Source organism: Streptomyces parvus (genome assembly GCF_032121415.1).
Classification (GTDB): Bacteria; Actinomycetota; Actinomycetes; order Streptomycetales; family Streptomycetaceae; genus Streptomyces; species Streptomyces globisporus_A.
The window spans coordinates 1385752-1407895 of record NZ_CP135079.1 but is presented as its reverse complement, the minus strand read 5'-3'; the positions used below and the strand labels follow the sequence as shown (position 1 = coordinate 1407895).

The 22144-nt window shown below is 71.8% G+C and carries 17 protein-coding genes; 7 read left to right on the top strand and 10 right to left on the bottom strand.

Annotated elements, in window-relative coordinates:
• Positions 1–3: 3 nt before the first annotated feature.
• The 4 genes from RNL97_RS07445 to RNL97_RS07430 form a co-directional block, all read right to left on the bottom strand.
• Positions 4–936: a branched-chain amino acid ABC transporter permease gene (locus tag RNL97_RS07445; protein WP_010061202.1), complete on the bottom strand. Its 933-nt coding sequence runs from the start codon at positions 934–936 to the stop codon at positions 4–6.
• Between the two features lie 102 nt (positions 937–1038).
• A complete protein-coding gene (locus RNL97_RS07440; protein WP_030593632.1) occupies positions 1039–2274 on the bottom strand; it encodes a branched-chain amino acid ABC transporter substrate-binding protein in 1236 nt (411 codons plus the stop codon).
• Positions 2275–2896: 622 nt separating this feature from the next.
• Positions 2897–3367: a PaaI family thioesterase gene (locus RNL97_RS07435; RefSeq protein ID WP_030586796.1), complete on the bottom strand. Its 471-nt coding sequence runs from the start codon at positions 3365–3367 to the stop codon at positions 2897–2899.
• A gap of 92 nt (positions 3368–3459) precedes the next feature.
• On the bottom strand, positions 3460–5751 hold the full coding sequence (locus RNL97_RS07430) for an FdhF/YdeP family oxidoreductase (protein WP_030586794.1): 2292 nt from the start codon (positions 5749–5751) through the stop codon (positions 3460–3462).
• 133 nt (positions 5752–5884) lie between these two features.
• Between RNL97_RS07430 and polA the strand changes: the two genes are divergently transcribed.
• The gene (polA, locus tag RNL97_RS07425; protein ID WP_313750496.1) at positions 5885–8596 is read left to right on the top strand and encodes a DNA polymerase I; all 2712 of its coding nucleotides are present in this window, start codon (positions 5885–5887) and stop codon (positions 8594–8596) included.
• A gap of 103 nt (positions 8597–8699) precedes the next feature.
• On the opposite strand, the gene RNL97_RS07420 is transcribed toward polA, so the two are convergent.
• Positions 8700–9569, bottom strand: coding sequence for a DUF4184 family protein (locus RNL97_RS07420; protein ID WP_313750495.1), 870 nt, complete (start codon positions 9567–9569; stop codon positions 8700–8702).
• A gap of 189 nt (positions 9570–9758) precedes the next feature.
• Between RNL97_RS07420 and RNL97_RS07415 the strand changes: the two genes are divergently transcribed.
• Positions 9759–11522, top strand: a complete 1764-nt coding sequence (locus RNL97_RS07415; protein ID WP_313750494.1) for a lytic transglycosylase domain-containing protein — start codon at positions 9759–9761, stop codon at positions 11520–11522.
• A gap of 237 nt (positions 11523–11759) precedes the next feature.
• Here RNL97_RS07415 and hrpB read toward each other — a convergent pair whose 3' ends face one another.
• Together hrpB and RNL97_RS07405 are read right to left on the bottom strand one after the other, a co-directional pair.
• A complete protein-coding gene (gene hrpB / locus RNL97_RS07410) occupies positions 11760–14309 on the bottom strand; it encodes an ATP-dependent helicase HrpB (RefSeq protein ID WP_313750492.1) in 2550 nt (849 codons plus the stop codon).
• A 37-nt stretch (positions 14310–14346) separates the two neighbouring features.
• Positions 14347–15186, bottom strand: a complete 840-nt coding sequence (locus RNL97_RS07405; protein WP_313750491.1) for a class I SAM-dependent methyltransferase — start codon at positions 15184–15186, stop codon at positions 14347–14349.
• A gap of 408 nt (positions 15187–15594) precedes the next feature.
• On the opposite strand from RNL97_RS07405, the gene rpsA reads away from it, so the two are divergent.
• A complete protein-coding gene (rpsA, locus tag RNL97_RS07400; protein ID WP_003969826.1) occupies positions 15595–17112 on the top strand; it encodes a 30S ribosomal protein S1 in 1518 nt (505 codons plus the stop codon).
• A 106-nt stretch (positions 17113–17218) separates the two neighbouring features.
• Here the strand turns inward: rpsA and RNL97_RS07395 are convergent, their stop codons facing one another.
• The gene (locus tag RNL97_RS07395; RefSeq protein ID WP_243313746.1) at positions 17219–18178 is read right to left on the bottom strand and encodes a right-handed parallel beta-helix repeat-containing protein; all 960 of its coding nucleotides are present in this window, start codon (positions 18176–18178) and stop codon (positions 17219–17221) included.
• A gap of 276 nt (positions 18179–18454) precedes the next feature.
• Here RNL97_RS07395 and RNL97_RS07390 point away from each other — a divergent pair, with 276 nt between their 5' ends.
• From RNL97_RS07390 to RNL97_RS07380, 3 genes are all read left to right on the top strand, one after another.
• On the top strand, positions 18455–19393 hold the full coding sequence (locus RNL97_RS07390) for a PAC2 family protein (RefSeq protein ID WP_030586774.1): 939 nt from the start codon (positions 18455–18457) through the stop codon (positions 19391–19393).
• 31 nt (positions 19394–19424) lie between these two features.
• Positions 19425–20030, top strand: a complete 606-nt coding sequence (gene coaE / locus RNL97_RS07385; protein ID WP_030586771.1) for a dephospho-CoA kinase — start codon at positions 19425–19427, stop codon at positions 20028–20030.
• Between the two features lie 119 nt (positions 20031–20149).
• Positions 20150–20518 (top strand): tetratricopeptide repeat protein, encoded by a 369-nt coding sequence (locus RNL97_RS07380; RefSeq protein ID WP_030586767.1) that lies wholly within the window; start codon positions 20150–20152, stop codon positions 20516–20518.
• Between the two features lie 9 nt (positions 20519–20527).
• On the opposite strand, the gene RNL97_RS07375 is transcribed toward RNL97_RS07380, so the two are convergent.
• Entirely contained in the window at positions 20528–20890 is a 363-nt protein-coding gene (locus RNL97_RS07375; protein WP_374115196.1) for a DUF6343 family protein, read from the bottom strand.
• Positions 20891–20962: 72 nt separating this feature from the next.
• Here RNL97_RS07375 and RNL97_RS07370 point away from each other — a divergent pair, with 72 nt between their 5' ends.
• Positions 20963–21661: a class I SAM-dependent methyltransferase gene (locus RNL97_RS07370; RefSeq protein WP_030586762.1), complete on the top strand. Its 699-nt coding sequence runs from the start codon at positions 20963–20965 to the stop codon at positions 21659–21661.
• Positions 21662–21709: 48 nt separating this feature from the next.
• On the opposite strand, the gene RNL97_RS07365 is transcribed toward RNL97_RS07370, so the two are convergent.
• Positions 21710–22066 carry a hypothetical protein gene (locus tag RNL97_RS07365; protein ID WP_030586759.1) on the bottom strand — a complete coding sequence of 119 codons (357 nt, stop codon included), beginning with the start codon at positions 22064–22066 and terminating at the stop codon, positions 21710–21712.
• Positions 22067–22144: the final 78 nt, after the last annotated feature.

The following is a 22144-nucleotide window of genomic DNA, read 5'->3' as shown; positions in this document are numbered from 1 at the left end:
GTATCACGCCCGATCCGTGACGCGCTCGCCGAGCAGGCCTTGTGGCCTGACGAGGAGGACGACGATGAGAAGGACGAAGGCCCAGACGTTGGCCCAGGCGCCGCCGCCGAGCTGCTGCATGCCGGGGATCTCTTCGATGTATGCGATCGAGAGGGCTTCGGCGAGGCCGAGGACGACGCCGCCGACCATGGCTCCGTAGATGTTGCCGATGCCGCCGAGGACGGCGGCGGTGAAGGCCTTCAGTCCGAGGATGAAGCCCATCTCGAAGTTGATCTGGCCCTTGTCGAGGCCGTAGGCGACCGAGGCGACGGCGGCGAAGGCGGCGCCGATGGCGAAGGCCATCACGATGATGCGGTCGGTGTTGATGCCCATGAGCTTGGCCGTGTCGGGGTCCTGGGCGGTGGCCTGCATGGCGCGGCCGCTGCGGCTCTTGGCGACGAAGAGGCCGAGGGCGAGCATGCAGAGCGGGGCCAGGACGAGGACGAAGGCGTCGGCGCGCTGGAGGTAGAGGTTGTCGAGCAGTTTGAAGGATTCGCCCTGGAACTCGGGGAAGCTGCGGGGCTTCTTCGCGTCGGGGTAGAAGCCCCAGACGAGCTGCTGGAGCACGATCGAGAGGCCGATCGCGGTGATGAGCGGGGCGAGGCGGGGGGCGCCGCGCAGGGGCCGGTAGGCGAACCGTTCCGCGGCGGTGGCCACGGCGACGGAGGCGATGGCACCACCGATGATCATGAGCGGGATGGCGACCAGGAGGGTGGTCCCGCTGGGGAGCATGATGTAGGTGGTGAGGGCGCCGAAGCCCCCGATCATGAAGATCTCGCCGTGGGCGAAGTTGATGAGCTGGACGATGCCGTAGACCATGGTGTACCCGATGGCTATGAGGCCATAAAGGGCGCCGAGGGCAAGGCCGTTGGCCAGCTGTTGCGGCAGTTCGTGCACCGCAGGGCCTCCGATGAGCTTGTCGGATATGACTCCGCGCGAGGGCGCTGTTTGCGCCCTCGCGCGGTCTGGGTCAGGTGGGGCGGGGCTGTGCTGGGGGGATCAGTCCTCGAACGTGGCGCTCTTGACGTCCTTCCAGGCGCCCTTCTGGACCTCGTAGACGGTGAGCTGCTTGTTGGTGGTGTCGCCGTTCTCGTCGAAGGAGACCTTGCCGGTCACACCGTCGAAGGAGACCTTGGCCATGGCCTCGGTGACCTTGGCGCGGGCGTCCTCGGGGAGCTTGCCGTCGTTGTCGGCGACGACGGCCTTGACGGCCTGGATGATGGCCCATCCGGCGTCGTAGGAGTAGCCGCCGTAGGCCGCGTACGGGTCCTTGTAGCCGGCGGCCTCGTAGTCCTCGATGAACTTCTTGGCGGTCGGGAGGGCCTCGACGGGGTAGCCGATGGAGGTGGCGTAGTCACCGTCGTTGGCCTCGCCGGAGGCGCTGATGAAGGCCGGGTCGTAGATGCCGTCGCCACCCATGGTGGGGATCTTGGCGCCGGTCTTCTTGATCTGGTCGGAGAGCAGGCCGCCCTCGGGGTACTGGCCGCCGTAGTAGACGGAGTCGGCGCCCGAGCTCTTGACCTTGTCGGCGGTGCTGGAGAAGTCGGTCTCCTTGACCGTGACGTGGTCGGTGCCGACGACCTTGCCGCCGAGGCGCTTGAACTCGGCGGAGAAGATCGCGGCGAGGCCGGCGCCGTAGGTCTGCTTGTCGTCGACGACGTAGACCTTCTTCTTCTTGGCGTCGTTGAAGAGGTACTGGGCGGCGAACTTGCCCTGGACGACGTCGGTGGCGCAGGTGCGGAAGTAGGTCTTGAAGGGACGCTCGACGTCGCCCTTGGCCCAGTTGTCGCCCTGGCTGAGCGCCGGGTTGGTGTTGGCCGGGGAGACCTGGGCGAGGTCGGCCTTCTCGAAGACGCCCTGCATGGACTGGGCGACGCCGGAGTTCAGGGGGCCGACGGCGCCGAGGACGTCGGTGTTGCCGACGAGCTTGGTCGCGTTGGCCTGTCCGGAGGCGGGGACGGCCTGGTCGTCGAGGGCTTCGATCTTGAACTCGATGCCGGGGACCTCGTTGTTCTTGTTCGCGGTCTTGGCCGCGAGGTCCACGGAGTTCTTGATGCCCTGGCCGAGTGCGGAGAGGGAGCCGGTCAGGGGCGCGTCGACGCCGATGACGACGGTGGTCTTGCCACCGCTGTCGCCGCTGTCCTTGCTGCCTTCGTCGCGCGACCCGCAGGCGGTGAGCGTCAGTGCTCCGGTGGTGAGCACTGCGGTGAGTATGAGCAAAGAACGGTGTCGCACGAGAGGGTCCTTTCCCTGGCGCGGCGCTCCTCGGGCATGAGGTGCCGTGATCATCGCCGGGCCGTACTGGGGTGGTACAGGGCCGTGCAGCAGACGCGCCCGGCGGCGCGGTGACTGGCCGTGACTCTAAGCGCAGCCGGGGGCCATCGGGACGGGTCGGCTGCGGATGTGACTCTCTTGTTATGCCCTTGAGCAAGGCTTGAGGTTCCTGTGAGGGGATGTGCGGGTTTCGCCTGGACTGCGCATTGCCCACATGGTGAGAACGCGCAGCTCTGCTAAGGGGCTTGAGGTGATCTTGGTGCTGTCGCGGGGGCCGGGGCGCGAGGGTGGCGGGGGGAGGCGGGCCGGGGTGCGGGGGTGGGGGTGCCGGGTTTTTCGTGTATTGCGCAAACGTTACGCAGTGTTACATGTGTGGGGTATGTGTGCTGCGCTGCGGGGTCTGTGTGGCTGTTGAAGCAGGTCATGGAACAGGTGCGGCCGTCAAGGGTGTTGACCGTGTGTTTCCATCAACTTCCTTCAGCGGCCCCGGATATGGGGGTGCGCGGTCCGGTATGCGGTGCGGCCGTGGACGGCGAACGGCCCGCCGACCTAGGTCGGCGGGCCGTTCGCGTGCGGTGCGGGGTCAGTCCGCTTCGGGCTTGGGGAGGTCGCGGAGCAGGCAGGTGAGGCGTGCGGTGCAGACCCGCTTGTCCTGTTCGTCGGTGATGACGATCTCGTACGTGGCGGTGGAGCGTCCCCGGTGTACGGGGGTGGCGACGCCGGTGACGAGCCCGTTGCGGACGCCCCGGTGGTGGGTGCAGTTGAGGTCGACGCCGACGGCGATCTTGTTCGCGCCGCCGTGGAGCATGGAGCCGATGGAGCCGAGGGTCTCGGCGAGGACGGCCGAGGCGCCGCCGTGCAGGAGGCCGTAGGGCTGGGTGTTGCCCTCGACGGGCATGGTGCCGACGACGCGGTCGGCGGCGGCCTCGACGATGGTCACGCCCATGCGCTCGCCGAGGTGGCCGGCGGAGAAGAGGGCGGGCAGGTCGATGCCGAGTGCCGCGTACTCGTCGATGACTTCCTGCGGGAAGAGGGGTGCGGTGTGCTCGCCCATGGATCCTGCTCCGTTCGTCTGCTGCGCTGGTTCGTTGCTGTCTGCACTGTTCTTATCAGACGGCTGAGCGCGCGCTTAGGGGATGGCGGTTCTCATTCGCTGCCGGGGGTGCTCCGGGGTGCCTCGAAGCGGACGACGACCGACTTGCTGGCCGGGGTGTTGCTGGTGTCGGCCGTGGAGCCGAGGGGGACCAGGACGTTGGTCTCCGGGTAGTAGGCGGCGGCGCAGCCCCGGGCGGTGGGGTAGTGGACGATACGGAACCCCTCCGCGCGGCGTTCCACGCCGTCTTTCCACTCGCTGACGAGGTCGGTGTACGCGCCGTCGGCGAGGCCGAGGGCGGCGGCGTCCTCGGGGTTCACCATGACGATGCGGCGGCCGCCCTTGATGCCCCGGTAGCGGTCGTTGAGGCCGTAGATGGTGGTGTTGTACTGGTCGTGGGAGCGCAGGGTCTGCAACAGGAGCCTGCCGTCGGGCAGTTCGGGGTACTCGACGGGGGCGGCGGTGAAGTTGGCGCGGCCCGTGGCGGTGGGGAAGCGGCGCTCGTCGCGGGGGGCGTGCGGGAGGGCGAAGCCGCCGGGGTGGGCGATGCGGGTGTTGAAGTCCTCGAAGCCGGCGACGACGCGGGAGATGCGGTCGCGGATGGTGCCGTAGTCCCGCTCGAACTCCTCCCACGGCGTACGGGAGCCGGCGCCGAGGACCGCGCGGGCGAGGCGGGCGACGATGGCCGGCTCCGAGAGCAGGTGGGGGCCGGCGGGGGTGAGGTTGCCGCGGGAGGCGTGGACCATGCCCATGGAGTCCTCGACGGTGACGAACTGCTTGCCGCCCGCCTGGACGTCCTTGTCGGTGCGGCCCAGCGTCGGGAGGATCAGGGCGCGGGTCCCGGTGACCGCGTGCGAGCGGTTGAGCTTGGTCGAGACGTGCACGGTGAGGCGGGCGCGGCGCATCGCGGCCTCGGTGACGGCGGTGTCGGGGGTGGCCGCGACGAAGTTGCCGCCCATGGCGAAGAAGACCTTCGCCTCGCCGTCGCGGAGCGCCTGGATGGAGCGCACCACGTCCATGCCGTGGTGGCGGGGCGAGGTGATGCCGAACTCCTTGTCGAGGGCGTCGAGGAAGGCCGGTGCGGGCCGTTCGAAGATGCCCATGGTGCGGTCGCCCTGGACGTTGGAGTGGCCGCGCACCGGGCAGACCCCGGCGCCGGGGCGGCCGATGTTGCCGCGCAGCAGAAGGAAGTTGACCACTTCGCGGATGGTGGGCACGGAGTGCTTGTGCTGGGTGAGGCCCATGGCCCAGCAGACGATGGTGCGCTGTGACGCGAGGACCAGGGCGAGCGCCTGCTCGATCTCGGCGCGGGTGAGGCCGGTGGCCTCCAGCGTCCCGTCCCAGTCGGCCGCTTCGGCGGCCTTGGCGAACTCTTCGTAGCCGTGGGTGTGTTCGGCGACGAACGCGGTGTCGACGGCGCCCTCGGTGGCCAGGATCAGTTTGTTGAGGAGGCGGAAGAGGGCCTGGTCGCCGCCGATGCGGATCTGGAGGAAGAGGTCGTTGAGCGGGGTCCCCTTGAGCATGCCGTGCGGGGTCTGGGGGTTCTTGAACCGCTCCATACCGGCCTCGGGCAGCGGATTCACCGAGATGATCTTCGCTCCGGACTGCTTGGCCTTCTCCAGGGCGGACAGCATCCGGGGGTGGTTCGTGCCGGGGTTCTGGCCGGCGACGATGATCAGGTCGGCCTGGTGGAGGTCCTCCAGGAAGACACTGCCCTTGCCGATGCCGATGGTCTCGGTGAGCGCCGAGCCGGACGACTCGTGGCACATGTTGGAGCAGTCCGGGAGGTTGTTGGTGCCGAACTCGCGGGCGAAGAGCTGGAGGAGGAACGCGGCCTCGTTGCTGGTGCGGCCGGAGGTGTAGAAGAGGGCCTCGTCGGGGGAGCCGAGAGCGGTCAGCTCCTCGGCGATGATCGCGAACGCCCGGTCCCAGGTGATCGGCTCGTACCGGTCGGCGCCCTCGGGGAGGTACACCGGGTGGGTGATCCTGCCCTGCTGGCCCAGCCAGTAGCCGCTGCGCTCCGCGAGGTCGGCGACGGGGTGCGCGGCGAAGAACTCGGGGGTGACGCGGCGCAGGGTCGCCTCTTCGGCGACGGCCTTGGCGCCGTTCTCGCAGAATTCGGCGGTGTGCCGCTTGTCGCCCTCGGGCCAGGCGCAGCCGGGGCAGTCGAACCCGTTCTTCTGGTTGACCTTGAGGAGGGTCTGCGCGGTGCGGCGCACGCCCATCTGCTGCTGGGCGATGCGCAGGGAGTGGGCGACGGCGGGCAGCCCGGCGGCGGCGTGCGGGGCCGCTTCGACCTGCGGGGCGTCCTGGACCGGGTCACCGGTCGGCGGCTTGGTGGCCATGATGCTGCTCCCCTTCGAGCGCTCTTCCAAATGGCGACGTGCTCATGTTCATGTCCTCACCATCGATCCTGTCACGGCCCCGCGGAAGTCGCGCCGGTCCGGATTGTCAGTGGTCCGTGGCAGGATCGGGGGCGTGGCTGAGACGGCATCGAAGAAGACGGCAGACAACCGACCGCGCCTGCTCCTCATGGACGGGCACTCCCTGGCGTACCGGGCGTTCTTCGCCCTGCCCGCGGAGAATTTCACGACGGCGGTGGGGCAGCCGACGAACGCCGTGTACGGCTTCATGTCGATGCTGGCGAACACCCTGCGTGATGAGGCCCCTACGCACTTCGCGGTCGCGTTCGACGTGTCCCGCAAGACCTGGCGGGCGCAGGAGTTCCCGGAGTACAAGGCGAACCGCTCCAAGACCCCCGACGAGTTCAAGGGGCAGGTCGAGCTGATCGGCGAGCTGCTGGACGCGATGCACGCCGACCGGTTCGCGGTGGACGGGTTCGAGGCGGACGACGTCATCGCCACGCTGGCGACCCAGGCCGAGGCGGCCGGGTTCGAGGTGCTGATCGTCACCGGTGACCGGGACTCCTTCCAGCTGATCACGGACAACGTGACCGTGCTGTACCCCACCAAGGGGGTGTCCGAGCTGACCCGGTTCACCCCGGAGAAGGTCGTCGAGAAGTACGGGCTCACCCCGCAGCAGTATCCGGACTTCGCCGCCCTGCGCGGCGACCCGTCGGACAATCTGCCGAGCATCCCGAAGGTCGGTGAGAAGACGGCCGCGAAGTGGATCAACCAGTTCGGCACCTTCGATGAGTTGATCGCGCGGGCCGACGAGGTCAAGGGCGTGGCCGGGCAGAATCTCCGGGACCACCTGGACGCGGTGAAGATGAACCGCGTGCTGACCGAGATGGTCCGGGACGTGGAGCTGCCGAAGACCCCGGCCGAGCTGGAGCGAGCCCCCTACGACCGTACGGCGGTCACCGGCATCCTCGACATACTGGAGATCCGCAACCCGAGCCTGCGCGAGCGTCTCCTCGCCGTCGACCCCGGGGCGGCGGAGGCCGAGCCGCCCGCGCCCGCCGCCGGGATCGAGCTGGACGGGGCCGTGCTCGGCTCCGGCGAGGTCGCCCCCTGGCTGGAGACGCACGGCGCGCAGCCGCTCGGCGTCATGACGGTGGACACCTGGTCGCTCGGGGCCGGCACGGTCACCGAGATCGCGCTCGCCGCCGCCGACGGGGCCGCCGCCTGGCTGGACCCGACGCAGCTGGACGAGGCCGACGGGCGGGCGTTCGCCGCCTGGGTCGCGGACCCGGCGCGCCCCAAGGTCCTGCACAACGCGAAGAACGTCATGCGGGTCTTCCCGGAGATGGGCTGGCAGCTCGAAGGCGTCGCCATGGACACCGCGCTCGCCGCGTATCTGGTGAAGCCGGGCCGCCGGTCCTTCGCCCTGGACGCGCTGGCCGTGGAGTACCTGGGCCGCGAGCTGGCCCCGGCCGCCGCCTCCGACGGACAGCTGGCCTTCGGCGCGGACGACCGGGCCGAGCAGGACGCCCTGATGGCCCAGGCCCGCGCCGTCCTCGACCTGGGCGACGCGTTCACCACCCGTCTCAAGGAGGTGGGCGCGGCGGAGCTGCTGCACGACATGGAGCTGCCGACCTCCATCCTCCTGGCCCGCCTGGAGCGGCATGGGATCGCGGTGGACCGGGCCCACCTCGAAGGCATGGAGCAGCAGTTCGCCGGGACCGTGCAGCAGGCGGTGAAGGAGGCGCACGCGGCGGTCGGCCGCGAGTTCAACCTCGGATCGCCCAAGCAGCTCCAGGAGATCCTCTTCAACGAGTTGGGCCTGCCGAAGACGAAGAAGACCAAGACGGGATACACGACTGACGCGGACGCGCTGGCCTGGCTGGCCGCGCAGACCGAGCACGAGCTGCCGGTCCTGATGCTCCGCCACCGCGACCAGGCCAGGCTGCGGGTCACCGTCGAGGGCCTGATCAAGACGATCGCCGCCGACGGCCGCATCCACACGACGTTCAATCAGACGGTCGCGGCGACCGGCCGGCTCTCCTCCACCGAACCCAACCTGCAGAACATCCCCGTCCGCACCGACGAGGGCCGGGCGATCCGCCGGGGCTTCGTCGTCGGCGAGGGCTTCGAGACGCTGATGACGGCGGACTACAGCCAGATCGAGCTGCGGGTCATGGCGCACCTCTCCGAGGACGCCGGTCTCATCGAGGCGTTCACCTCCGGCGAGGACCTGCACACCACGGTCGCCTCGCAGGTCTTCGCCGTCGAGAAGGACGCGGTCGACGCGGAGATGCGCCGCAAGATCAAGGCCATGTCCTACGGCCTCGCCTACGGTCTCTCCGCGTTCGGCCTCTCTCAGCAGCTGGGCATCGACCCCGCCGAGGCCCGGGTGCTGATGGACACCTACTTCGAGCGGTTCGGCGGGGTGCGGGACTATCTCCACCGGGTCGTCGAGGAGGCCAGGGCCACCGGCTACACGGAGACGATCCTCGGCCGCCGCCGCTACCTCCCCGACCTGAACAGCGACAACCGCCAGCGCCGCGAGGCCGCCGAGCGCATGGCGCTCAACGCCCCGATCCAGGGCACCGCGGCGGACATCGTGAAGGTCGCGATGTTGCGGGTGGACAGGGCGCTGACCGAGGCCGGGCTGACCTCGCGGATGCTGCTCCAGGTCCACGACGAAATCGTCCTGGAGATCGCGAAGGGCGAGCGGAAGCAGGTGGAGGAGATCCTGCGCCACGAGATGGCGAACGCGGTCGAGCTGCGCGCCCCGCTCGACGTCTCGGTCGGCGTCGGCAAGGACTGGGAGTCCGCCGCGCACTGATCCACCACCGCGCGCTGAGCCACCTGGCAGCGGGCGGGCCCGGAACCGCACCACGGTTCCGGGCCCGCCCCTTCTCCCTGCCGCAGTCCTCGGCCGGCCGCCGCTACCTCCGGCCGGCCCGCGCTTCCGTCCGGGGCTCATCCGGTACGGACACGGGGCGGCCGGGGCCCCGCGTCCCCCGCCACAGCAGCATCCCCAATCCGTACAGCAGCAGCCCGGCCGCCAGCCCCGCGCCCGCGCCGAAGCACGCCGTCGGGATGATGTCGAGCGGGCTCTCCACCCGGCCGAAGTGGGCGTACCAGCGGGCGCACCGGTGAACGACACCGGCCAGCACACACAGCGCCAGCAGACCGAGCGCACCCCACCGCTCCCGGCGGCCGAGCACCGGCACCTCCGCGGGCGCGGGCCCGGCCGGGGCCCGCCGCAGCCCGGTGACGGCGAACCAGCCGATGACCACGAGGGCCAGCGCCGAACTCCCGTACTGCACGAACTGGAACACCGGGTAGCCGCCGACGCTCCGGTTCAGGAACGGCAGCAGCTCCGTGCCCCACCGGCTGTGGTGGGTGAACGCGTCCCACACCACATGCGTGGCCGCGCCCAGCGCGCCGGAGGCGGCGAACCACAGCCAGGCGGACGGACCGAAGGCGGCCCGCGTCCACCGCTGCCCCCGGACGAACGCGTGGACGCGCCCCCGTACCCGTACCGGCAACAGCGCGACCAGCGGCTCCCGCAGCAGCGCCCAGACCGCGACCAGCACAGCGGCGATGGCCACGTTCACCGTGACGATCCCGGCGAGGGTGTGCGTGAACGACCCGAACTCCATCGCCCCGGGGACCACCGTGTCCGCGAAGTAGGTGATGTCGGGCGCGAACGAACCGGCGACGAGGGCCGAGGGGAACAGCGGCCCCCGGCCGGTCCCGTTGCGGCGGATCGCCGGGAGCACGGCGGCGGCATGACTGAGCGTGAACGGCATGGCGGCAAGTATGACGGGCCCGCCGGGGCACCCTTTCGTGGCCAGGCGGACAACGTGCGCCCGCGAACGTGAAAAAACAGTAAGAAGCGGTCAGCTCTCGGTGTCTGGGCGACACGAGGTGCCGTAGGGTCGCTGGAGTCGTTGCGCTGGGGAGCGCGAGCAGCCTTCGAGGGGGAGGGACCGGAACGTATGGCAGCGCACATTCGCCGACGTCTGCGCAAGGGAGCCACGACCACCGCCGTGGCGGCGGCCGCGGTGGCGGCGCTCGCGGCCTCGCAGGCGCCCGCGGCGACCCTGGCCGACGGATCCGCGGGCAGCGGCGACCCGAAGGCGGCGGGTGAGGACACCGCGAGCGGCGAGACCGACGGCGCCGCCACCGGCAACTCGCCCTACTACACGGACCTTCCGCCCCTGGTCACGCCCGACAGGCCCGGTTCGTCCAGCGACCTTCCGGCGGCCGGCAGTGCCGAAGCGGGCATTCCGGCGTCCGTCCTGGCCGCGTACAAGCAGGCCGAGCGGACCGTCGCGACCACCGACCCTTCCTGCCGGCTGCCCTGGCAACTCCTCGCGGCCATCGGGAAGGTCGAGTCCGGCCAGGCCCGCGGCGGCCGCGTCGACGCCAACGGCACCGCCAGCCCCCGCATCCTCGGCCCGGCCCTCAACGGCCAGGGCTTCGCGCTGATCAGGGACACCGACGGCGGGGCGTACGACGGCGACGCGGTCCACGACCGCGCGGTCGGCCCGATGCAGTTCATCCCCTCGACCTGGGCCTCCTGGGGCCAGGACGCCAACGGCGACGGCCGCAAGGACCCCAACAACATCTACGACGCGGCCCTCGCCGCCGGCCGCTACCTCTGCGCCAACGACCGCGATCTGGCCCTCGCCGCCGACCTCGACAAGGCCGTGCTGAGCTACAACCGGTCGAGCGAGTACCTGCGCACGGTCCGCTCCTGGTTCTCCTACTACCAGCGCGGTACGCACGAGATCCCTGACGGCACAGGCACGCTCCCCAGCACCCCGAGCACCCCCACCCCCACCCCGAGCCCGCGTCCGGGCACCGGCTCCGGCCCGGGCGTCACCCCCAGCCCGAAGCCCTCCTCGTCCAAGCCCGGCGGCAAGCCGAGCCCGGGCCCCTCCAAGCCCGGCGGCGGAGGCTCCACCAACCCGACGCCGAAGCCGCCCACCCCCAAGCCGACGCCGCCCTCCGAGACCTTCGGCTCCCTGGAGAACGCGGGCACCGGCCCCCTGCGTGCCACCGCGGGCCAGGAGTTCGACGAGCGGGTCTCCGTCCTGGCGCGCAACGCGGTCGGCGCCCCGCTCGCCAAGGTGCCCGTCGCCTTCACCGTCACCGGAGACACCGGAACCCTCTTCGCCGGCGGCAGGAAGACCGTGACGGTACGGACCGGTACCGACGGCACCGCCACCGCACCGAAGCTCCAGGCCGGCGAGAAGGCCGGGCAGTTCACCGTGACCGCCGTCGCGGGCAGCGGTCGGCCGCGCACCCTGACGTACGCGGCGACGGTCACCGCCCGCCAGGCCGACGCGATCGCCCGGACCGACGAGAAGGCGCTCGTCGCCGCCCCCGGCGAGAAGTTCGCGGACGCCGTCACCGTCAAGGCCACCTACAAGGACGCCGTCGCGGCCGGAGTGGCCGTCACCGCCACCATGGTCAAGGACCGCCCGGGCGTCATCGACAACGACAAGGGCCCGTACTTCAAGGACGCGGACGGCAAGCCGGTCCGCACCCTCACCACGCTGACGACGGACGCCGACGGACAGCTGCGGCTCCCGGAGATCTTCGCCGACGGCAACGAGGGCACCTATCTGCTGCGCCTCACCACCGAGGGCGGTGCCTCGGTCGTCATCGAACTCACCGTCGAGGCGCCGCAGGAGACGGTCCCGGAGGAGCCGGCACCGGACGAGACGGCCGCACCGGACGCGCCCAAGCCCTGACCCCGCCCCACCGCGCGATCACCGCACAGCCCCTCGGCCACCCGGCCGAGGGGCTGTCCGCTCTGTTCTCATCTCGCGCCCCGGTCGCTACGGTGCCCCCGCCCTGACGGCCCATCAGTTCGCCGTCGCCGGACCACCGCCCCGGGAGGCCGAGCATGCGTGCCCTCGCCACCGCCGCCACCGGACTGGCCGCGCCGGCCCTGTGGCTGGAGGCGCGCTCGCGGCGGCCGGGGAGCCCTACGAACGCTTGAGCCTCGCCGACGTGTACCGCGTCGCCGGTACGGTCGCGGGGTCCTCCGGCCACGGGTGCTTCGGGTAGCGGCCGCGCAGCTCCGCGCGCACCGCCCTGTAGCCCTCCCGCCAGAACGACGCCAGGTCCGCGGTGACGGCCGCGGGGCGTCCGGCGGGGGAGAGCAGATGCACCAGGACCGGCACCCCGGCCACCCGGGGCGTCTCGGCCAGCCCGAACAACTCCTGGAGCTTCACCGCCAGTACGGGCTGGTCCCCGCCGTACTCCACCCGGACCCGGGACCCGCTCGGCACCTCGATCCGCTCCGGCGCCAGCTCGTCCAGGCGGGCCGCCTCGCCGGTCGCCCAGGGCAGCAGCCGCCGCAGCGCCTGGCCCGCGTCGATCCGGCCCAGATCGGAGCGCCGCCGGGCCCGCGACAGCTCGGGCTCCAGCCACGCGCCCGGATCCGCCAGCAGCGCCCCGTCCGACACGTCCGGCCACGGCGCCCCCAGCACCCGGCGCAGGAACGCCAGGCGCGACCGCAGCTGCTCGGTCTCCCGGTTCCAGCGCAGCAGCCCGAGCCCCTCGCGCCGCAACCCCTCCACCAGGGCCCCGCGCACCAGCTCCGGATCGGGCTGCTTCAGCGGCCGTACCGCCAGCTCCACAGCCCCCAGCCGGTCCACGGACCGGGCGACCGCCTCGCCGTCCACCCAGCGGACCTCCTCGCCCCGCACCCGCAGATGCCCGGCGGCCGCCAGCGCGGTGTCCTCGTCGATCACCGCCGCCAGCCGCACCCGCGCCGAAGCCGCGTGGGAGGGCCGGTCCGCGACCGCCACGGCCAGCCAGGGCGCGCTCCGCAGCCGCGACCCCGCCCGCAGCTCCGCACCCGTGCCCGACGCCATCAGGAACGCCCCGTCGCCCCGGGCGCGCGCCACCCGCTCCGGGAACGCCAGGGCGGCGACGAGACCGACGACGGCGTCATCGGAGCGACCCCCGCCGGTGCCGGAGCCCCTGCCCGGCGCGGCCCCGGAGCCCGGCGACTTCCGGGAGCCCGCGCCGTCCACCTGGGCCGACAGCCGCCGCACCTCCTGCTTCCAGCGCGCCGCGTACCCGTCCTGCCCCCGGCGGGCGGTCCGCAGCGCCGCCGCGAGATCGTCCCCGTACTCTCCGGGCGGCTCCTCGCTCAGCAGCGCCACCACCTCCGCGGCCCGCCGCGCCCCGACCTCCGCGGCCCCGTCCAGCAGCGCCCGCGCCAGCCGGGGGTGCAGCCCGAGCCGGGACATCCGTACGCCGCGCTCGGTGACCCGGCCACCGCCGTCCACCGCGCCGATCGCCCCCAGCACCTCCCGGGCCGCGCCCATCGCCCCGGCCGACGGCGGGTCCAGCAGGGCGAGCGAGGAGGCGTCCGGATCGCCCCAGCACGCCGCCTGGAGCGCGAACGCCGCGAGGTCGGCCACCTTGATCTCCGGGGCCGGGAAGCGCGCGAGCCGCCCGTCCTCGGCCTGGTCCCAGCACCGGTACACCGCCCCCGGAGCCTCCCGCCCCGCCCGCCCGGCGCGCTGCCGCCCGGCCGCCTGCGAGGCCCGTACGGTCGTCAGGGCGCTCAGCCCCCGGGCATGGTCGGTACGCGGCTCCCGCGCGAGCCCCGAGTCCACGACGACCCGGACGCCCGGCACCGTCAGCGACGACTCCGCCACCGAGGTCGCCAGCACCACCCGCCGTAGGTCGGACGACCCGGCCAGCACCGCGTCCTGCACGGCGGCCGGAGCCCGCCCGTGCACCTGGAGCACCTCCGCCTCCACCCCCGCGAGCTGCCCGGCCACCCGGCCGATCTCCCCGACGCCGGGCAGGAAGCAGAGCACGTCCCCCTCCCGCTCCGCCAGCGCCCGCCGCACGGTCGCCGCCACATGCGTCAGCAGCGCCGGATCGACCCGCATCCCGTGCGGAGGCTTCACCGGCCGCACGGGCGGCGTCCAGAGGACCTCCACCGGGTACGAGACGCCCTCGGCCTCGACGACCGGGGCATCGCCCAGCAGCCGCGCCCAGCCCTCCGCGTCCGTCGTCGCGGAGGCCGCCACCAGCCGCAGATCGGGCCGGATCGCCTCCCGTACGTCCAGGAGGAAGGCGGCCACCGTGTCCGCGTCCAGGTGCCGCTCGTGGCACTCGTCGATGATCACCACGTCGACCCCGGGCAGCTCCTGGTCGCGCTGGAGCCGCTGGAGCAGCACCCCGGTGGTCACGACCTCCACCACCGTCTCCCGCCCCACCACGCGCTCGCCGCGCACCGTGAAGCCGACCCGTTCACCCGGCCGCTCGCCCAGCAGCCAGGCCATCCTGCGCGCCGCCGCCCGCGCGGCGATCCGGCGCGGCTCGGCGACCAGGACCCGGCGCACCGGCCCGTCCCCGGTCAGCCCGGCCAGCACCAGCGGAACGAGCGTCGTCTTGCCGGTGCCGGGCGGGGCGCACAGGACGGCGACGCCCCGGTCGTCGAGCGCGCGCCAGAGGGCGGGCACGGCGGTGCGGACGGGCAGGCGGTCCAGGGCATCGGTACGGATCACGCCCCCAGTGTCGTCCCTGCTCCGCGGCGGGGAGCGATCAGTCCCGCTCGCACACGAAGATCGCCGTGCCGGGGATCAGGTTGCCGCGCAGCGGGGACCAGCCGCCCCACTCCTGATCGTTCCAGGCGGGCCATTCCGGTTCGACCAGGTCGACCAGCCGGAAACCGCCCGCCACCACGTCCCGGACCCGGTCACCGAGCGTGCGGTGGTGTTCCACATAGACGGCGTTGCCGGCCTCGTCCTGCTCGACGTAGGGGACGCGGTCGAAGTACGAGGCGGAGACGGAGAGCCCCTCGGGCCCGGGCTCGTCCGGGAACGCCCAGCGGATCGGGTGCGTCACGGAGAACACCCAGCGCCCGCCGGGCCGCAGCACCCGGTGGACCTCGCGGAAGACCCGCACGGGATCGGCGACGAACGGCACCGCCCCGTATGCGGAGCAGGCCAGGTCGAAGGAGGCGTCCCGGAAGGGGAGCCGGCCCGCGTCCGCCTCCACCAGGGGGAGCCCTTCGCCGATGCGCAGGGCGTGCTGGAGCTGGCGGTGGGAGAGGTCCAGCGCCACCGGGCGGGCGCCCTGGGCGGCCAGCCAGCGCGAGCACTGGGCGGCCCCGGCGCCGATCTCCAGGACGTCGAGGCCCTTGAGGGCCGCGGCGGGCCCCAGCAGGGCGGCGTCCGCCTCGTCCAGCCCTTCGGGGCCCCAGACGAAGCGGTCGTCGCCCAGGAAGCCGCCGTGGTCGCTCTGGTACTCGTCGGCGTTGCGGTCCCACCAGCCGCGGCTGGCCCGGCTGCTCTCGGCCTCGTCCGCCGCCCGGCGCGTGGCCTCCGGCTCCGAGGGCTCTGCGGGTTCCGAGGGGTGGGTCCCGTGGATCTCTTGGCTCATCGTGCCCGTCGTTGTAGTTTGCCTTCACCTGCCGCGTGCGGTCCGTACCAGGGGCGTACCCCGGGCGTACGGAGGCGTGCCCGCGGCGCTGTGCCGTAGTGTTCTCGGGCCGATGTGGCCTCGGAGAACACGAGTTGTGCCCGGTTTGGGGCGATGTGCCCCGGCTGTGCGCCTTCGCGCATTGACCCTGTCCGGCTGCCCCCGTATGCTACAAGTTGCGCTGCGAGCCTGCGCGCCTCAGACCTAGCAGGCCGCGCTCGCGTCTGTTGCATGTCCCCTCGGTTGTCGAGGCGTCTCTCCGGAAACGGATTGCGCGCTTTCCAGGCTGTCCGGCTTCTGCAGAGGCGATACGGGCTTTCGGCGTAGCAGTACCTACGACTCTCTGTCCGTACCGGAGCCCTTTCCCACATGACGAGCAGCACCGAGACCACCGCCACCACTCCGCAGGTTGCGGTCAACGACATCGGCGACGCGGACGCGTTCCTCGCGGCGATCGACGAGACGATCAAGTACTTCAACGACGGCGACATCGTTGACGGTGTCATCGTCAAGGTTGACCGGGACGAGGTTCTCCTCGACATCGGTTACAAGACCGAAGGTGTCATCCCGAGCCGCGAGCTCTCGATCAAGCACGACGTCGACCCGAACGAGGTCGTCAAGGTCGGCGACGAGATCGAGGCCCTGGTTCTCCAGAAGGAGGACAAGGAAGGCCGCCTGATCCTCTCGAAGAAGCGCGCTCAGTACGAGCGTGCCTGGGGCACCATCGAGAAGATCAAGGAAGAGGACGGCATCGTCACCGGTACCGTCATCGAGGTCGTCAAGGGTGGTCTCATCCTCGACATCGGCCTCCGCGGCTTCCTCCCGGCGTCGCTCGTCGAGATGCGTCGTGTCCGCGACCTCCAGCCCTACGTGGGCAAGGAGCTCGAGGCGAAGATCATCGAGCTGGACAAGAACCGCAACAACGTGGTCCTGTCCCGCCGTGCCTGGCTCGAGCAGACCCAGTCCGAGGTTCGCCAGACGTTCCTCACCACCCTGCAGAAGGGTCAGGTCCGCTCCGGCGTCGTCTCCTCGATCGTCAACTTCGGTGCCTTCGTGGACCTGGGCGGCGTCGACGGTCTCGTGCACGTCTCCGAGCTGTCCTGGAAGCACATCGACCACCCCTCCGAGGTTGTCGAGGTCGGCCAGGAAGTCACCGTCGAGGTCCTCGACGTCGACATGGACCGCGAGCGCGTCTCCCTGTCGCTCAAGGCGACGCAGGAAGACCCGTGGCAGCAGTTCGCCCGTACGCACCAGATCGGTCAGGTCGTCCCGGGTAAGGTCACCAAGCTCGTTCCGTTCGGTGCGTTCGTCCGCGTCGACGAGGGCATCGAGGGCCTGGTCCACATCTCCGAGCTGGCCGAGCGCCACGTGGAGATCCCGGAGCAGGTCGTCCAGGTCAACGACGAGATCTTCGTCAAGGTCATCGACATCGACCTCGAGCGTCGTCGCATCAGCCTCTCGCTGAAGCAGGCCAACGAGTCCTTCGGTGGCGACCCGGCCTCGGTCGAGTTCGACCCGACGCTGTACGGCATGGCCGCGTCGTACGACGACCAGGGCAACTACATCTACCCCGAGGGCTTCGACCCCGAGACCAACGACTGGCTCGAGGGCTTCGAGGCGCAGCGCGAGGTCTGGGAGACCCAGTACGCCGAGGCGCAGCAGCGCTTCGAGCAGCACCAGGCCCAGGTCATCAAGTCCCGCGAGGCCGACGAGGCCGCTGCGGCCGAGGGCGCTGCTGCCCCGGCCGGCGCTGCTCCGGCCGCCTCCGGCGGCAGCGGTGGCGGCGGCGGTTCGTACTCCTCGGAGTCGGCGGACAACTCCGGCGCCCTGGCGTCGGACGAGGCCCTTGCCGCGCTGCGCGAGAAGCTCGCGGGCGGCCAGAGCTGAGGCTCCGACCCCGGCGGCTCATCGGCTGCGGTAGATCTGTAGAGCGGTAGGTGAGGCCCGTCCCCTTCGGGGGGCGGGCCTCACTCGCGTATCCGCGCGCCTGCGGCTACGGCGTGACGACGATGTTGGTCAGCCCCTTGCCGCCGGTGACGGTGTTGCTCGCGTAGACCGTGGTGCGGCAACTGGAGCTGTGGTTGGTCACGTTGATGGCGAGCTGTTTGTCGCCGGCGGCCCCGGTCAGGTTCGAGGAGTTGTTCCGGAAGACGGTGCCGCAGCCCCAGCCGCTCTGCTGGGTGTGGGTCTCGTAGCCGTTGTTGGTGGTACGCGACCCCCTGTTGCCCTCGACCAGGACGTTGTTGCCCTTCACGTCGACCCAGGAGTCGTCGTAGTTGGCGCCGGTCAGGCCGTGGCCGTCGAAGGTGTTGCCGATGATCCGCGCACCGGTCGTGCCTTCCTTGATGTCGACGGACTCGCCGCCGACGTCGGGCCCGATGGTGTTGTTCAGGATCTGCGCGTTGTCGCTGCGGTCGGAGAGATCGCCGGCCGAACCGACGTACACGCCCTCGCCCATGCCGCGCCCGTTCTGCCCGGTGTCGTAGATCCGGGAGTTCTTCAGGACGCCGTCCTTGCTGGACTTACGGAGGTGGACGCCCTCCATGTCGAGGTCGTGCACGGTCACCGAGTCGATCACGACACCGTTCGCCGTGTCGGCCATGATGCCCTTCTGCCCGCCCTTGATCGTGACCCCGAGGACCGTCCAGTACGAGGCGCCGTCGAGGTGCAGCCCGTAGCCGCCGCCCGCCGTCAGCACGGCCCTGCTGGAGCCGGTGAGGGTGATCCGCGCGCCGGAGGTGCCGGGCCGGGTGGCCTTGAAGTTGCCGGTGTACGTGCCGTCGGCGAGCCGGATCGTGTCGCCGGGGGAGACGGCGGTGAGCGCCGACTTGAGCTGGGCCGCGGTGCTCACCTCGATGACCGCGGCGTCGGCGGGCCCGGCACCGGCCAGGGTGAGGCCGCCGGCGGCCAGGGCGGCGGCGAGCAGGACGGTGAGGGGGGAGCGGGTGCGCATGGGGGGTGCCTTCCCGTCGGAGGAGTCCAGGCGTTCCTGTACGTGAACACAGGACGTGTGCCTGAACCTGCTGTCCAGTGACGGTAGGGACGGCGACAGGGTGCGTCAAGGTCTGGACCAGGATCTGCGGGGCGGCTCCGGATGCGATGAAGCGCAGCCGCCGCGACCGCAACTGACGTGCCGTGACCTGCCCCCGGCGGGGAAAGATCGGGGGGCGGGGAATGCTCGTGCGGCCGGTCGTGTTCTTGTCTAGGAACACGAGGAGGAGCGGTAACCGTGCCTGATCCGCAGAGTTTGTACGAATGGGAGCCGAAGGGCCTGGCCGTCGTCGACATGGCGTTGGCGCAGGAGTCGGCCGGCCTGGTCATGCTCTACCACTTCGACGGCTACATCGACGCGGGTGAGACCGGCGAGCAGATCGTCGAGGGCCTGCTGGAGACGCTGCCGCACCAGGTCGTCGCGCGCTTCGACCACGACCGGCTCGTCGACTACCGCGCACGGCGCCCCCTGCTCACCTTCCGGCGCGACCGCTGGGCGGCCTTCGAGGCGCCCGCCCTGGAGGTCCGGGTGGTCCAGGACGCCACCGGAGCGCCCTTCCTGCTGCTGTCGGGCCCGGAGCCGGACGTGGAGTGGGAGCGGTTCGCCGCCGCCGTCGAGCAGATCGTCGAGCGCCTCGGCGTCCGCCTCGCGGTGAACTTCCACGGCATCCCCATGGGCGTCCCGCACACCCGCCCCGTCGGCATCACCCCGCACGGCAACCGCACCGACCTGATGCCCGGCCACCGCAGCCCCTTCGACGAGGCCCAGGTGCCCGGATCCGCCGAGGCCCTCGTGGAGTACCGGCTGATGGAGGCCGGCCACGACGTCCTCGGGGTCGCCACCCACGTACCGCACTACGTCGCCCGCTCCGCCTACCCGGACGCGGCGCTCACCGCGCTGGAGGCGATCACCGCCGCGACCGGTCTGGTGCTGCCCGCCCTCGCGCACTCCCTGCGCACCGAGGCGCACCGCACCCAGACCGAGATCGACCGGCAGATCGGCCAGGGCGACGAGGAACTCGTCTCCCTCGTCGAGGGCCTTGAGCACCAGTACGACGCCGTCGCCGGCTCCGAGACCCGCGGCAACCTCGTCGCCGAGCCGGTCGAACTGCCGTCCGCCGACGAGATCGGGCGCGAGTTCGAGCGGTTCCTCGCCGAGCGGGAGGGCGAGGGCTGACCGCCCCGGACCGGGCCGTAGGCTGCGGCCCATGCTGAAAGTGGGCCTGACCGGCGGCATCGGCGCCGGCAAGAGCGAAGTGTCGCGGCTGCTCGTCTCGTACGGCGCCGTCCTCATCGACTCCGACCTGATCTCGCGCGAGGTCGTCGAGCCCGGAACGCCCGGACTCGCGGCCGTCGTCGAGGAGTTCGGGCCGGGTGTCCTGACCGCCGAAGGCACCCTGGACCGCCCGGCACTCGGTGCGCTCGTCTTCGCCGACGCCGGGCGGCGGGCCGCCCTCAACGCGATCGTCCACCCCCTGGTGGGCGCTCGCGCGGCCGAACTGGAACGGGCGGCCCCCGAGGACGCCGTCGTCGTCCACGACGTCCCCCTCCTCACCGAGAACGGGCTCGCCCCCTTCTACGACCTGGTCGTGGTCGTCGACGCCTCCGCCGAGACCCAGCTCGACCGGCTCGTACGGCTGCGCAAAATGACGGAGTCCGACGCCCGTGCCAGGATGGCGGCCCAGGCGACCCGCGAGGAGCGCCGGGCCGTCGCCGACCTGATCGTGGACAACGACGGGCCGCGGGAGGCGCTGGACACCCGGGTCCGCGAGGTCTGGGACGAGCTGGTCCGCAGGGCTGCCGCCGCCCGCTGAGCGCGCCCGGCGGGAACGCTCCGGCCGGAATGGCGGAGCCGGGGCGGATGTTGGACCCACGCGGGGAAGCGACGGTGGACCCGCGCGAGAAGACCGCGAGGAGAGGAAGGGACGCGACCGTGCCCGAGAGGAACCCCGAGACCGACGTCATCGACTTCCGTGCGGCCGAGCAACTGCTCGACGCCCGGGACCCCCGGGGCGCCGTGAAGCTCCTCGACTCGGTGATCGCCGCCCATCCGGAGAACACCGCCGCCCGGCTGCTCCGGGCCCGCGCCTTCTTCGCCGCCGCCCAACTGCGCCCCGCCGAGCTGGAATTCGAGCTGGTGCTGGAGCGTGAGCCGGACAACGCGTTCGCCCACTTCGCGCTGGCCCGCACCTTCGAACGGTCCGGCAACCCGGAGCGGGCGACCCGGCACTTCCGTCTGGCCGCGGCGCTGGACCCGAAGCCGGAGTACCTGCGGGCGGCGAAGTTCGAGGAGCGGGACTGACGGGGCGCGTCAGGGGTGCCCGGAGGGACCGGTTCGTCCGCCGCCCGGCCGCCCGCCGTCACCGCCGGGCCCCCGCCCGGGCGGACGGCCGTCGCCGTGGTCCGGCTCGTACGGCGGGACGTCACGGCCCGGCTGGTAGTGCGGGCCCTGGCGCATGCGGTACGTGATCACGCAGAGGTCCACCACGGCGAGCAGCAGCACCACCGCGCAGGCCGCCGCCCAGCCCGGCCGCCCGTTCATCGCGAAGGCCACCAGGCCGAAGAGGGCCCAGGCCATTCCCCACAGGCTCAGCCAGAGCCGCATCCGGAGGGGACTGCGGGCGGTCGTGGGTTCACTGCCCGTGCGCATGGCGATCACCTCACCTTCCAGAATGGACCCACTCGGCGGCGGACGGAACAGCGTCGGGGCGGGGAACCGCGCCCGTGGACGGTTCGTTCCTCCCGCATGGGCGAATCACTGGTACGCGAGGGGTACGCGGGTACGGGTCCCGGAGCCATCACACCGGACGGCTGCGCGGTGGAGCTGTACCGCCGGCTGGCCGTCGGCGATGAGCCGGACGTGATCGCGGGCGTGGCCCCCGAGGGGGCGAGCATTCTCGAACTGGGCTGCGGGGCGGGCCGGGTGACCCATCCGCTGGTGCGGCGCGGGTTCCGGGTGACGGCGGTGGACGAGTCCGCGGAGATGCTGGAGGAGATCGTCGGAGCGCGCACGGTGCGCAGCGCCATCGAGTCGCTGGACCTGGGCGACGAGCGGTTCGACGTGGTGCTGCTCGGCTCGTTCCTGGTCCACGCGGGCGAGCACCGGGTGCGCGACGGAATGCTGCGTGTCTGCCGCGCCCATGTGCGGGACGACGGGATCGTCCTCGTCCAGCGCGAGGGCGTGGCGCACCGCTCGGAGCTTCCGTGGGAGCGGACCGACCCGTCCGGATGCCTGGTCCGGATCGTCTCGGCGGATCCGGTGGGCGACGGTGTGCGCTCGGTGCGCGCGGAGTACCACTTCGACGACGCGCGGTGGACGCAGACCTTCCTCTCCCGGGAGCTGTCCGAGGAGGACCTTGCCGGACATCTCGCGGCGGCCGGGCTCACGGTGGAGCGCACCCTCACCGACGACGGCACCTGGCTGCTGGCCCGCCCGGCGCTCTGACCGCACGGACCGGGCCCCGGTCCACGCACCGGTGTCCGCGTCCGCGGGTCAGTGCACGAAGCTGTAGCTGCGCCACGGGCCGCTGCCCGGCGCCGTCACATCGCTGAACCGGGTCGGCACGTAGGTCGTCCCCCGGCCCGTGCAGTCACGGGTGCGGTAGAGGATCACGTCGACCAGCGTCCCGTTCTCCACCTCGTGCGCCCCCGCCGGGGCGATCCGGTGGCAGCCGCGTACCGACGGGCTGTTCACCTGGATCACCGCTTCGCGCTCCGTCGTGTAGGTCACCGGGCCCACGGCGGTGCGGCCGAGGCCGGAACAGCCCGTGGCGGCGAGGGCGAGGAGCGAGACTCCGGCGGCGACGGCGAGGCGGCGTCGGCGGCGGGGAACGGTAGCGGTCACGGACATGGGCGGGTCCTCGTCTGCTCGTCCGGTGCTCGCCCGGCAAAGTCGGTACGTCGGAAAAGACGTGCTGGCGCTGGCCAC

Bases quoted from the DNA above. Each gene is read 5' to 3' on its own strand.
- rpsA (WP_003969826.1), top strand. From the start codon at position 15,595: ATGACGAGCAGCACCGAGACCACCGCCACCACTCCGCAGGTTGCGGTC.
- RNL97_RS07405 (WP_313750491.1), bottom strand. From the start codon at position 15,186: ATGAGCCAAGAGATCCACGGGACCCACCCCTCGGAACCCGCAGAGCCC.
- RNL97_RS07370 (WP_030586762.1), top strand. From the start codon at position 20,963: ATGGGCGAATCACTGGTACGCGAGGGGTACGCGGGTACGGGTCCCGGA.
- RNL97_RS07415 (WP_313750494.1), top strand. From the start codon at position 9,759: ATGGCAGCGCACATTCGCCGACGTCTGCGCAAGGGAGCCACGACCACC.
- coaE (WP_030586771.1), top strand. From the start codon at position 19,425: ATGCTGAAAGTGGGCCTGACCGGCGGCATCGGCGCCGGCAAGAGCGAA.
- RNL97_RS07420 (WP_313750495.1), bottom strand. From the start codon at position 9,569: ATGCCGTTCACGCTCAGTCATGCCGCCGCCGTGCTCCCGGCGATCCGC.
- RNL97_RS07430 (WP_030586794.1), bottom strand. From the start codon at position 5,751: ATGGCCACCAAGCCGCCGACCGGTGACCCGGTCCAGGACGCCCCGCAG.
- RNL97_RS07435 (WP_030586796.1), bottom strand. From the start codon at position 3,367: ATGGGCGAGCACACCGCACCCCTCTTCCCGCAGGAAGTCATCGACGAG.
- RNL97_RS07395 (WP_243313746.1), bottom strand. From the start codon at position 18,178: ATGCGCACCCGCTCCCCCCTCACCGTCCTGCTCGCCGCCGCCCTGGCC.
- RNL97_RS07365 (WP_030586759.1), bottom strand. From the start codon at position 22,066: ATGTCCGTGACCGCTACCGTTCCCCGCCGCCGACGCCGCCTCGCCGTC.